At 69.6% G+C, this 11,916-nt stretch carries 12 protein-coding genes; 6 read left to right on the forward strand and 6 right to left on the reverse strand.

The window, feature by feature from the left end; all coding sequences use genetic code 11:
* Positions 1-487: 487 nt before the first annotated feature.
* Positions 488-1,465 (reverse strand): helix-turn-helix transcriptional regulator, encoded by a 978-nt coding sequence (locus ACIBPB_RS11610; protein WP_396839512.1) that lies wholly within the window; start codon positions 1,463-1,465, stop codon positions 488-490.
* Between the two features lie 62 nt (positions 1,466-1,527).
* On the opposite strand from ACIBPB_RS11610, the gene ACIBPB_RS11615 reads away from it, so the two are divergent.
* The 5 genes from ACIBPB_RS11615 to ACIBPB_RS11635 all read left to right on the forward strand — a co-directional run bounded on the left by ACIBPB_RS11615 (position 1,528) and on the right by ACIBPB_RS11635 (position 6,812).
* Positions 1,528-2,712, forward strand: coding sequence for an epoxide hydrolase family protein (locus tag ACIBPB_RS11615; protein WP_396839513.1), 1,185 nt, complete (start codon positions 1,528-1,530; stop codon positions 2,710-2,712).
* 63 nt (positions 2,713-2,775) lie between these two features.
* Positions 2,776-3,618, forward strand: coding sequence for an NAD(P)H-binding protein (locus tag ACIBPB_RS11620; RefSeq protein WP_210890729.1), 843 nt, complete (start codon positions 2,776-2,778; stop codon positions 3,616-3,618).
* Between the two features lie 57 nt (positions 3,619-3,675).
* On the forward strand, positions 3,676-4,863 hold the full coding sequence (locus tag ACIBPB_RS11625) for a winged helix DNA-binding domain-containing protein (protein ID WP_396839514.1): 1,188 nt from the start codon (positions 3,676-3,678) through the stop codon (positions 4,861-4,863).
* Positions 4,864-5,393: 530 nt separating this feature from the next.
* Complete coding sequence (locus tag ACIBPB_RS11630; RefSeq protein WP_357327744.1) at positions 5,394-5,714, forward strand: PadR family transcriptional regulator; 321 nt, start codon at positions 5,394-5,396, stop codon at positions 5,712-5,714.
* Between the two features lie 30 nt (positions 5,715-5,744).
* Positions 5,745-6,812 (forward strand): hypothetical protein, encoded by a 1,068-nt coding sequence (locus ACIBPB_RS11635; protein WP_396839515.1) that lies wholly within the window; start codon positions 5,745-5,747, stop codon positions 6,810-6,812.
* A 196-nt stretch (positions 6,813-7,008) separates the two neighbouring features.
* On the opposite strand, the gene ACIBPB_RS11640 is transcribed toward ACIBPB_RS11635, so the two are convergent.
* Both ACIBPB_RS11640 and ACIBPB_RS11645 read right to left on the reverse strand, forming a co-directional pair.
* The gene (locus ACIBPB_RS11640) at positions 7,009-7,533 is read right to left on the reverse strand and encodes a hypothetical protein (protein WP_396839516.1); all 525 of its coding nucleotides are present in this window, start codon (positions 7,531-7,533) and stop codon (positions 7,009-7,011) included.
* Between the two features lie 150 nt (positions 7,534-7,683).
* Complete coding sequence (locus ACIBPB_RS11645) at positions 7,684-8,193, reverse strand: hypothetical protein (RefSeq protein WP_396839517.1); 510 nt, start codon at positions 8,191-8,193, stop codon at positions 7,684-7,686.
* On the opposite strand from ACIBPB_RS11645, the gene ACIBPB_RS11650 reads away from it, so the two are divergent.
* A complete protein-coding gene (locus ACIBPB_RS11650) occupies positions 8,138-8,371 on the forward strand; it encodes a transposase (RefSeq protein ID WP_396840085.1) in 234 nt (77 codons plus the stop codon). The genes ACIBPB_RS11645 and ACIBPB_RS11650 overlap by 56 nt on opposite strands.
* A 279-nt stretch (positions 8,372-8,650) precedes the next feature.
* On the opposite strand, the gene ACIBPB_RS11655 is transcribed toward ACIBPB_RS11650, so the two are convergent.
* The 3 genes from ACIBPB_RS11655 to ACIBPB_RS11665 are packed head-to-tail and all read right to left on the reverse strand — an operon-like array spanning position 8,651 to position 11,680.
* Entirely contained in the window at positions 8,651-10,414 is a 1,764-nt protein-coding gene (locus ACIBPB_RS11655) for an ABC transporter permease (protein WP_396839518.1), read from the reverse strand.
* Position 10,415: 1 nt separating this feature from the next.
* Positions 10,416-11,144 carry an ABC transporter ATP-binding protein gene (locus ACIBPB_RS11660; protein ID WP_396839519.1) on the reverse strand — a complete coding sequence of 243 codons (729 nt, stop codon included), beginning with the start codon at positions 11,142-11,144 and terminating at the stop codon, positions 10,416-10,418.
* Entirely contained in the window at positions 11,141-11,680 is a 540-nt protein-coding gene (locus ACIBPB_RS11665) for a PadR family transcriptional regulator (protein ID WP_396839520.1), read from the reverse strand. The genes ACIBPB_RS11660 and ACIBPB_RS11665 overlap by 4 nt, the downstream gene beginning before the upstream one ends.
* Between the last annotated feature and the right edge of the window lie 236 nt (positions 11,681-11,916).

Below are 11,916 nucleotides of genomic sequence, written 5' to 3' on the forward strand. Positions count from 1 at the left end.
GCGTACTTCCTCATCGCCGTGTAGCCGTCGCGGTCGGTGTCGAACCGGCCGCCGCCGACAACGCTCTCATCGCGGGCCATGACCTCGATCGTGGCAGAGCGCTTGTGCGGGTCCATCCCGATGACCACACGATCCGACGTGCCACTCACCGCGTCCTCCGATGCTCGATCCACCTGGATTGTCGAGCCGGGAGGGCAACGCTACTTCGAGCAGAGCAAACCCCTCTTGAGCCTCTCCCCGCCCTGGGGCGACGCCCGGGCCGCGCAGGCCAAATGAGAGCCACACGACCAGCGTGGGCAGCCGAAATGAGAGCGACAGCCCGGGCGCCTCGACCGAGCCTGGCCGGGCCACGGTCGCAGGTCAATGAAACAAGTAGCCGAGAAGAGTGCATGCCTCGGGTGTGCGGATCGTCCTGTCGGTCTGCGGTAATCCGTGCGACCTTGATGGTGAAGATGGGTCGTGCCGGGCGGTCCGAGGCGGCCCTGGCCTAGGTGTCCTGCGGACGCGGTTCGGTGGTGGCGCGGTGGTAGCGGCCGGCGAGCGTACGCACGAGTTCGACGAGTTCCGCGGATTCCGTCACGGTGAAGTCGACGCCGAGCAGGCCGAGGTGGACGGCGAGCGCCTCGATGCTGTCCGCGCCGGTGTCCAGCAGACAGTGGGTGTCGTCGACCGGGGTGATGGTGCCGATGGCGGCGTTGATTTGCTCGATGAGCTGTTCGGCCGGTGCGTGTACGACGACCTGGGCCCGGTACCGCCATGCGGCCGACGACACGCCGCGGCGTACCTGGTCGACGGCTTCCTCGGGGAGATCGCGGGGGATGAATCGGGGGCCCGTCGGGGTACGTGGGTGGAGCCGGTCCACCCGGAACGTTCGCCAGTCGGCCCGCTCGACGTCGAACCCGACGAGATACCACCGTCGTCCCCAGTTGACCAGCCGGTACGGTTCCACCTCGCGCCGGCTCTCGGAGCCGTCGTGGCTTCGGTAGCCGAATCGCAGGCGCTCGTGGTCCCGGCAGGCTGCGGCGAGGACACTCAGCCTGTCCGCGTCCACCCGCGGGCCCAGGTCGTCCCGCGGCACCACGACGGCGTACCGCTTGAGGGCGTCAACGCGACGCTGGAGTCGCGCCGGTAGCACCTGCTCCAGCTTGGCCAGCGCGCGCAACGAGGTCTCCTCGACCCCGGTGATCGTGCCCCCGGCGGCAGTGCGCAGCCCGATCGCCACCGCGACCGCTTCCTCGTCGTCGAGCAGCAGCGGCGGCAGCGTGGCCCCGGCGCCGAGTCGGTAGCCGCCCACCGCGCCCCGGCTGCCGTGCACCGGATAGCCGAGGTTCCGCAGGCGGTCCACGTCGTTGCGAACGGTCCGGGTGCTGACCGACAGCCGTTCGGCCAGCTCGGCGCCGGTCCACTCGCGGGGTGTCTGGAGTAGCGAGAGCAGGCGCAGCAGCCGCGCCGCGGTTTCCAACATTCTTCGCAGTATGCCAGTTATTAGGAACGGGTCTTGCCTAATTTCCTCCTACGCTGATGACCATGGCGAACGACAGCACGATCGCACCGTTCCGGATCGACATCCCCCAGGCCGAGCTCGACGATCTCCAGCAGCGGCTGGCCCGCACTCGGTGGGCGGAGGAACTGCCCGCGGACGAGTCGGCGCCGGCTGGTCCGGTGCCGCCCGGTTGGGAGTACGGCGTCCCGGTGGGCTACGTGAGGCAGCTGGTCGAGCGGTGGCGCACCGGGTACGACTGGCGGGCCTGGGAGGCGAGGCTGAACGCGTACCCGCAGTTGACCACCGAGATCGACGGCCAGAACATCCACTTCCTGCACGTGCGGTCGCCGGAGCCGGACGCGACGCCGCTGATACTGACCCACGGTTGGCCGACCTCGGTGGTCGAGTGGCTGGATGTGATCGGCCCGCTCACCGAGCCACGAACGCACGGCGGCGACCCGGCGGACGCGTTCCACCTGGTCATTCCGTCGGTGCCGGGTTTCGGCTTCTCCGGGTCGACCCGGGAGCGCGGCTGGGACCGGTACCGGGTGGCCCGGGCCTGGGCCGAGCTGATGCAGCGGCTCGGCTACGACCGGTACGGTGCGGCCGGCAACGACGGCGGATCGCTGATCTCGCCCGAGGTGGGCCGGGTCGATCCTGAGCACGTCTGCGGCGTGCACGTGACACAGGTCTTCTCGTTCCCGTCGGGCGACCCCGCCGAACTGGCCGGCCTCTCCGAGGAGGAGCGCGGCAAGCTCGCGTTCGCCGAGTGGTTCACCCAGAACCGGGGCGCGTACGACAAGCTCCAGTCCACCGAGCCGCAGAATCTGGCGCACGCTCTAGCCGACTCCCCGGCCGGCCTGCTGGGCTGGAACGCGCAGCTGCTCGGCGCTTCGCTCGACCCGGATTACGTGCTCACGAACGTGATGATCTACTGGCTGACCAACACAGCCGCCTCAGCCGCCCGGTTCTACTACGAGGACGCGGCGGCGGCCCCCGTACAGCAGAAGTCGAACGGCCGGGGCACCACCGTGCCGAAACCGACCACCGTGCCGCTCGGCCTGGCCAACTTCGCCTGGGACTACCAGTCGATCCGGACGTTCGCCGACCGCGACCACGAAAACATCGTCTCCTGGAACGTCTACGACCGGGGCAGCCACTTCGCCGCCCACGACGCGCCCGATCTGCTCGTCCACGACATCCAGCAGTTCTTCCGCAAGGTTCGCTGATCCGCCGCCGGTTGTAGGCGGACCCCATCAGACCCCCCAGTCTTCACACGAAGGGAAACCCTCATGTATCTCGTCATTGGTGCCACGGCTCAGTTCGGACGTCAGGCAGTAGAAGAGCTGGTCGCCGCGGGTGCGCCGGTACGGGCGCTGACCCGTACCCCGGAACAGGCCGGGCTCCCGGCGGAAGTCGACGTCGTCCAGGGCGATCTGACCAAGCCCGAGACGCTGCCAGCGGCGCTGGCCGGCGTCGAAGCCGCCTTCCTGGTTCTGCAGTACGGGATGGATGTCGCTCCGCTACTGGCGGCCGCGGGGCGGGCCGGGGTGCGGCGGCTGGTGTTCCTGTCCTCGGGGGCGATCGTCCCGGGCGCCGAGCGGCAGCCCGACGTAATCGCCCAGTACCACCGCGACGTCGAGCAGGCCATCGAGGCATCTGGGATCGAGTGGACGTTCCTGCGGCTACTCTTCCCCGCCATCAACTCGTTGACGTTCGCGATGCAGCTCCAGGGCGGTGACGTCATTCGCGCGCCGTACGCCGAAGCCGCGTTCAGCGCCGCGCACGAGAGGGACGTCGCCGAGGTGGCCGCGCGGATCCTGACCGGCGGCGGGCAAGCGGGGCGGGCCTACGACCTGACCGGCCCCGAGTCGCTGACCCAGGCGCAGCAGGTCCGCATCCTCGGCGAGACGTTGGGGCGCCCGCTCACCGTCGAGGACCTCGACCCGGAGCCCGTGCTGGAGCAGATGAGCCAGTTCATGGACCCCGAGTTCCTGGCGGCGCTGTTCGGTCTCATGGCGCAGGCGGTCGGCAGGCCCGCGCCGGTCAACGACGTCATCGAGCAGATCACCGGGCACCCCGCGCGTACCTACGCTCGGTGGGCCGCGGATCACCGGGCCGACTTCGGCGGCTGATCGACGAGGCAGGGGCGGCATCCGGCGCCCCTGCCATCCGATGGAAAGGACGGCACGGTGGCACAGGTGCTGCGGCGACGGGAACTGGGGCGAGCCCTGCTGGCCCGTCAGATGCTGCTGGAACGGGCCGACGCGACCGCCGAGGAGGCGGTCACCCGGCTGGTCGGCATGCAGGCGCAGGCGCCCTACGCGCCCTACTTCGGGCTCTGGAGCAGATTGCGGAAGTTCGACACTGCCGACCTGACGGACGCGCTGACCAAGCGCCGCCTGGTGCGGGTCGCGCTGATGCGCAGCACCGTCCACCTGGTCACCACGGCGGACTACCGCTCGTTGCGGCCATGGGCGCAGCCCGCGCTCGACCGTGAGCTGGACACCGCGTTCAAGACGATCCTGACCGGTCTGGACCGTGCGGCCGTGGCGGAGTCGGGCCGGGCACTGCTCGGCGCACGACACCTCACCCCCAAGGAACTCGGCGCGGCGCTGCACGAGCGGTGGCCCGATCGCGAGCCCCGCGCACTCGCCACCGTGGTGCGGAACCTGGTACCGCTGGTGCAGGTGCCGCCACGCGCCGTGTGGGGCGTCGGCGGCACCACCCGGTACGCGACGGCGGCCTGCTGGACCGGAGCCGAGCCCGCCTCCGCCGCCGACTCCGAACACATCGTGCTGCGCTACCTCGCCGCGTTCGGCCCGGCGTCGGTCGCCGACGTGCAGACGTGGGCCGGCCGAACCCGGCTGCGGCCCGTCCTGGAGAGGCTGCGGCCACGGCTGGCGGTCTTCCGCGACGAGCACGGGGTGGAGCTGTTCGACCTCCCGGATGCGCCACGCCCCGACGCCGACGCCCGCGCGCCGGCTCGCTTCCTGCCCGAATACGACAACCTCCTGGCCTCCCATACCGACCGCACCCGCGTGATCTCAGAGGAGGCCCGCAAACGGGTCATGACGCGCAACGGGATGCGCGCCACCTTCCTCGTGGACGGGCAGGTGACGGGCGCCTGGAAGCTCCATCCAGGCAAGGCGTCAGCGACTCTGGAGATCGACCCGTTCCGGCCGCTGACCGCCATCGAGCGCGCCGAGATCGAGGCCGAAGGCGCCCGGCTGCTGGAGTTCGCCGTGCCCGGCGCCGCCCACGACCTCCGCGACGGCACGGCCCCGTCCGTCGGCTCCGAGGAGGGTGACCGGCGAGGAAGCCGGTCAGCAGTGATCGAACCGTGCTCATGCGCGCCTTCCACCGACGCCCGCTCATAGCCGAGCGGGCTGCGCCGCTGGCACCTTCCTCACCGTCCGTACGTCCGTCGGAGTCTCCCGCTGGTGCGTATGGACACACGCCCTGCCGACGCGGCGATGCCTCGGGTCGCCAAAGGTCACTGCTCCCGCGCAAGTCGAAGCGGACCGCACCGCTCCAGCCCCTGAACGCGCCGGTCAGCCAAGATCACGTGCGCACATCTGCCGCTGGTCGCGCGTTGTCGGCATCCGGTCGTGCCGATGAGAGCGCCGGGCATGACTGGCTGGCTCGTTACCTCATCCGTGGGTCGGGAGCGCGGCGGCCAGGCGGCATCCACATCGAAGGCGGCCGGAGCGGCGAGGTCGTCGAGGTCGGTGTCCCGTTGTGCGGCCCTCGCTACGGCGGCGAGGTAGCCGAGCAGCGTCGGCGCCGGACAGCCGGGTGAACACGGCGACCGCGCGGGCGGGCGGGGGCGTTGCGGCCGACGGCCTTTCCCGGGGCCAAAGCGTTGACGACGAATTGATCAACAATATATGTTGCCCCGGTGACTGAGATGCGCGAGGCCACCTTTCTGATCCTGACTGCGCTAGCCGACGAGCCGCGCCATGGTTACGGGATCATCCAGGATGTCGCCGTCCTGTCCGGCGGCCGCGTCACCCTGCTGCCGGGAACCCTCTACGCCGCCCTGGACCGGCTGGTCGCGCAGGGCTTGGTCGAGCTCAGCCACGAGCAGGTCGTTGACGGCCGGCTGCGCCGCTACTACCGGCTGCGCGCCGACGGCCGCGCCGAGCTCGCGCGCCAGACGGAGCGGCTGCGCCAGCTGGCGTCCGCCGCCGAATCCCGGCTGCGCGCCCTACGGCCTAACTTTGCCTGACCCGACTGTCGCAGCGTCCTGGGAGAATCGATGCACCGCTGGCTGCTGCTGTCCTACCCGCCCGACTACCGCCACAAGCGCGGGGCTGAAATCCTCGAGACGGTGCACGACATCGCGCCGACCAGCCGGGGTCCGCGTATGGCGGCGAATCTCGTACGCCACGGTCTGCGCGCCCGCCTTGGGCGGCCAGCGAGCCGCACCGTGGTCGTCTGGGCATCGATCTTCACGGTGGCCTGCGGTCTGTTCGCCGCATCCTTCGGCACCTGGCTGACCTGGCTCGGCTCCCGCCCGCTCGACCACAACGAGCTTGCCGCAGCGGTCAGCCAGCTCTATCCGGACAAGCAGGTGAGCCACATCGACAAGGACGACCCGCCCTCCGTGTTCATCATCTATGGCAGCCCGCTGAGCTGGAGCTCCGTTTCCGATCTGCTGTTGGGTGACGGCGGCGAATACTCGCTCGCCGGGCTTGGCGCGTCCTTCGAACAACTGCCGGCCGACAGCCGTCCGCTCGTCCTCGCCGAACTCCGGCAACGGCTCCAGGCCGCCGGATGGGACTACACCGAACCGACCTACTCCAACGCATACGACTGCATTCCCGACGACCCGCGATGCGACCCTGCCTCAATACCCTCCAACATCACCCTGTCTGCGCAACGTGGCGACAACATCCTTGAAGTACACATCAACGACGACAACACGACCCCGAAGATGGACTTCGCCATGACCCGGTCGACACCCTGGAGCGCGTATCCCGCCGGCGTTGTCGCCTTCGTGTTGGGCACGCTGAGCGGCTGGTGCCTATTTGGCTGGACCAGCCGACGCACGGAAGGGGACCACCCGCTGGCCCAAGGACTGGCGAAGTTCCTGTACGGCTTCGCGATGTTCCTGTGGTGGGCACCGATCCTGCTGAGCGCGCCGCAGATGCTTTCGCACCATCTGAGCGAGCCGCATTTCCGCTGGCATCCACTGTGGGAATGGCTCGGCCAGCCCGCCATGTCGCTGCCGTTCCTGCTCGCCTGCCTCATGCTGACCCTCGCGCTGGGCCTGGCCCCGCTGCCCTACCGGCAGCCAGCCGACCAAACGCTCGCGCCCGGCTGACGCACGTCAGCCAAGGTGAAGTGCACGGATCGGCCGCTGGTCGCGCGTTGTCGGCATCCGGTCGTGCCGAGAAGAGGACGTTGCCGCGGAGGACAGCATGCGGCAGCTCAAGGTGCCGAGTCATTCATGCTGCCCACCATGAACAACCGGTCCGCAGCCACGGGCCGCGGATTCGATGGACGATGTGGCCTTCCGGCTATTTCGCCGGGGACTTCGGCAGGTCCCACAGTTCGGAGATGTAGTCCTGAAGCTGGCCGGCCAGGAAGTTCATGCAGGGCGCGTTCCCCAACCAGTCACTCTCGGTCAGCATCCGGAGCATCCTTTCGAGGGTGACGGTGTGCCAGCCGAGACCGGGCACCTCGCTGAACTTGTAATCCCGCTCCTCGCTGAGGAGCACGGTGCACGTCGGGTCCGTCAACGCCAGTTCTTGCAATTGCTCAAATATCCGCCACGCCGCCTGGTACCGAAGGGTGAGCCTCAGTTCGGTGTCCTTCTGCGCTTCGAGGGCGATCGCTCGCCGACCCTTCACGACGATCGTTTCGACGTTCCGAGGGACCTGAACGTTCTTAATCCCCGGGTTCAGGAAACTGTCCGAATCGTTCTCTCCGAGATCGCGAAGATATCCGGAGATCATTAGCAACAGGTTGAGGGCGGCGACGGATGGGCGGTATCGTACCGGCTGCATGTGCATCTCCCAACGAAGAAGGATCGAGACGGCCACCTGACATTTTCACAGAAGGTCCTTCACTGATCAGCAGTGGCGGATAACTGACAAGATTTGGCCAGGCGGGCAAGATTCATGAACAGGCGTCTCGGCAAGGTGATTACGGAACGAATCGCTGAGCGGGCTACACCGCTGGGACGGGCACGCTCAGTGCCTCGGGTCGCGGTCGGTCAGGCCAATCGGATCGGTGGTGTGATCCGGAGTCGACACCAGATCACTGCCGGCATGGATCAACGATTTGCCGCCGCGGTGTAGTGCTGCGGTGGCCTTGTCGTGGCGCGCGAGGGCGGCGGTGAGCGCGTCCGCGACGCGGTCGAGCTGTGCCCGCAGCGGTAGGTCGGGGCCGCCCGTGGTGTGGGCGCCGGCGAGCGCGTCAGCGGCGCCGGTCAGGATGGTGACCTGCGCGCAGGTGGCGGCGACGGTTCCGGCCGCGGTGAGCAGCGCGCACACCTCGTCGGGGCGGCGGGCGCAGGCGTCGGCAATGCCTTTCGGGTTGAGGGTGTAGCCGTGGTCGTGAAGCAGCCGGGACACGGCGTCGAGGAATGGCCGGCACGGCATCGGGCCCTCCGGCGCCGCCCGGCTGCTGGTCGACGTCGGTGACATCACCCGGTTCCCCAACCGAGCCCACTTCGCCTCCTGGAACGGCACCGCCCCCATCGACGCATCCTCCGGCGACCAGGTACGCCACCGACTCTCCCGCGCAGGGAACAGACAGATCAACCGCGTGCTGCACATCATGGCCACCGTCCAGCTACGCAACCCCAGCGAAGGACGCGCCTACTTCGACCGGAAAAGGCCTCCGGCAAGACATCAATGGAAGCGATGCGCGCCCTGAAACGACGCCTGTCCGACATCGTCTACCCGACATGATCAACGACGCGGTGGCCACGGGGGCGGGCCCGGAGGACAACGGGGAACGGCAACTGGCTCCAGCGTGACCGGCTCTCATCCCCAAGCGGCTCTTCGCAGAAGTCACTTCCCGGACCCGTCGAGACCCAGGATAGAGCTCTCCTCCCGGCGGTGTCTTGACACAGAGGGGAGCCTACTCATCCCTGCGTAATCTTCGGTGGTTCCGCTCGGTTCGCCGGGAGCGGCTGCGTGGCGTCGGCGGCCGTCAGGTCGGTGCGGACTGGAGGGTGTCCGCGACCGGGTGGCCTGCGGCGGTCAACGCGGGGAGGGCGGTGAGCGCGGCGACGGCGAGCAGGACTCCGAGTGCGGTGGCGAGCAGCCAGGAACCGGGTGGGTACGGGACCTCGTCGGTGCTGAGGGACTCAACAAGCCCGATGCCGGTCGGGATCCCCATGGCGACGCCGGGTATGGCCGGAAGCAGTTGCGCTGCCGCCAGGCCCACGCCGGCCTGCGCGGGTGTGGCCCCGAGCGTCCGCGCGACGGCCAGCGGCTGCCGGGCGTCGAGTACCGCGGTCCACGTGCTCACGACGGCGTTGATGAGCGCAAGGACGCACAGCACGACGGTGAGCAGGAGCATGGCCTGCTCGCCCCGTTCCCACCGGGGACTGGCGAGTTGCGTGTAGCCGAGGTCGAAGCGCACTACACGGGTGTTTTCCATGAGTATGGCGACGAGCGTGGTCGTGGTGATCAGGGTGTTCACCATGACGAGTCGGGCGCGGCGTGGCCGGCGCGCGTTGATGCGCACTCCGATCAGCAGGGCGGTCGGCAGCCGGCGCGACAGCCAGATGCGCCACCGTCGGCGCCGGGGTGGCGTGGCGGCGTCGGCCAGTGCGTGGACGGTGCTGGTGGTGGCGGCGCGCACCACCGGTGTCAGAGTCGCCGCCACAGCGATCGTGAGGGCGAGGGCCGTGACGGCGATCACTATGCGCAGCGCGGGTGGTTGGGTGTTGACGGAGCCGATGAGTCCGGCGCTGGGGCGGATCAGCACGGGTGCGGCGAACCAGCCGGCGGCCAGGCCCGTGGCGGCGGCGGCGAGCCCGATGACGAGGTATTCGGCGAGGTGGACGGCGGCGATCATGGCTGGTCCGGCGCCGACGGCCTTGAGCAGCCCCACCCGGCGGCGCTGGCCGATGATCCGGCCCGCGACGATGCCGGCGACGCCGGCCAGCGCAAGGCCGGTGAGCAGCCAGCTACCGACGAGCAGCACTGTTCGAGCGTCGCTGTACAGCCGACGGTTGACGTAGCTGATCTCCTGCCAGGTGGTGAGTTGTTCGCTGACGGTGTACGTGGTGCTGGCCGCCGGGTCGGCGAGTTTGAGGTTCAGGGTGTAGGACAGCGGCTGGTTGCCCGCGAGCGTGGCGATGTCGCTGTGGTCGACCCAGACCAGGCCGCCGCGCTCGACCAAGATGCTGCCGGCGTAGTGCCACCCGGCGTACGGATATGTCGCTCTCGCGGCGGTGACCGCGGTCCCGGTCACGCGCAGCGGATGGCCGTCGATGTTGACCGTGTCGCCGGTGCGGATGCCGAGGGCGTCGGCGAAGAAGCGCTCGACGACCACGCCGCCGGGGCGTACCCAGGTGCCGTCGGTCACGGCGGGCCGGTCGGTCGATACGGGTGTCGTGTCCCGGCCCTCGACGACGGTGTGCGCGGACTTGCCGCGGGCCGTCATCGTCAGGTATGCGATCGGGAAGGGGCCGCTGTGATCGGTGACGCCGGCCGCGGTGGTCAGCGATGCGAGCTCGTCCAACGCGGCCTGGCCGGTGGCCCGGGGTGTCACGATCACGTCCGGGCCGGCGGTGGCGGTCCGGGTCTGCTGGTACGGCCGGTCGGCGATTTCGTTGAGGGTGAGGCCGAGGGTCAGCGTCGCGCTGGCGGCGGCGATGGCGACCAGCAGCAGCACCGTCTCCGTTCGACGCCGGCGCAGGTCCCGCACCAGCAGCCGGCACACGAGCAGCAGGCGGCCGGCCATGTCAGCGCCACCCCCCGTGGACGGTGCCGGTGGCGGCGCTGGAAAGCTGGGTGTCGTCGGCGAACGCCCCGTCACGCATGTCGATCACCCGGTCGGCGACCGCTGCGATACGGGCGTCGTGGGTGACCACCACCAGGGTCTGCCCGGCCGTACGCAACTCCTCAAACAACCGCAGCACCTCCAGGGTGGCGGCGCTGTCCAGGTTCCCGGTGGGTTCGTCGGCCAGCACCACCAGCGGCTCGTTGCTCAGCGCGCGGGCGATGGCGACCCGCTGGCGTTGGCCGCCGGACAGCGCCGACGGCAGGTGCTTGGCGCGGTCGGCGAGTCCGACCTGGTCCAGTAGGTGCATGGCGCGTTGTCGGGCCTTGCGGGGTGACTGTCCGGCCATCAGCGCGGCCAGTTCGACGTTCTCGACGGCGGTGAGTTCCTCCATGAGGTGGAAGGACTGGAAGACGAACCCGACGTTGTTGCGTCGCAGCCGGGCCAGGGCCCGTTCGCTCATCGTGTCGATCCGGCGGTCGGCCAGCCACACCTGCCCGTCGGTCGGGCGTTGCAGCCCGCCGAGCAGCTGCAGCAAGGTGGACTTGCCGCAGCCGCTGGGCCCCATCACCGCCAGCACCTGCCCGGCGGGCACGTCCAGGTCGACCTCGTCGACCGCGCGCACCAACGAGTTGCTCCAGCCGTACTGTTTGGTCAGTCCGCGCGCCTGCAGCACCGTCGATCCGGTCACGCCTCCGCCTTCCGTCCGGCCCGATCACGCTCGGTCCACATGCGTTCGCACGCCTCCAACCAGTCCAGGTCGGCCCGCAGCCGCAGCACGACCCCTTCCAACAACAACCCGACGACCGGATCCACCGACCGCTCCAACGCAGCCCGCTGGGCATCCCGCAACCGGCGCAGCAGCTCGCGCCGCTGCGCATCGACCAAGGCCACCGGATCGGCCAGCCGGGCAGCAGCAGCGGCCACCAGCTTGAGATGAAACTCGCTGAGGTCCGGCTTCGGCCAATTCACCTCGGCCAGCCACGCGGCGACCCGCTGCTGCCCCGCCGGGGTCAGCGAATAGACCCGGCGGTCGGGCCGGTCCGGCAGACCCTCGGCCCGCTCCGACGTCACCAGCCCTGCCTTCGCCAGCCGGGCCAGCGTCACGTAGATCTGCCCGGCGTTCATCGCCTCGCCGAGCGGGCCGAGCGCGCCACGCAACCGGCTGCGCAGCTCGTAGCCGTACGCCGGCTCCTTCGCCAGCATGGCCAGCACCACATCCTGCACCCGGCACACCCTCCGTAGATCGACTATAGATAACCGCTATCCATGACGCTGTCAAATCGGAAGGGGCGGCGCGTAGCAGACAGAGCCGGCCGCCGTCGGCAGGTCGGCGACCGTGACCGCGCGCATCGGCTCGACCGGTAGCCGTAGCCGTAAACGGACCCACTCCCGGCCGTCCGGCGACCGCCGGGCTGACGCGCCTGGTCATCCCAACCCGACGGCTGGCGGCGGCCTCACGG

It is taken from the genome of Micromonospora sp. NPDC049836 (assembly GCF_044465125.1).
Classification (GTDB): domain Bacteria; phylum Actinomycetota; class Actinomycetes; order Mycobacteriales; family Micromonosporaceae; genus Micromonospora.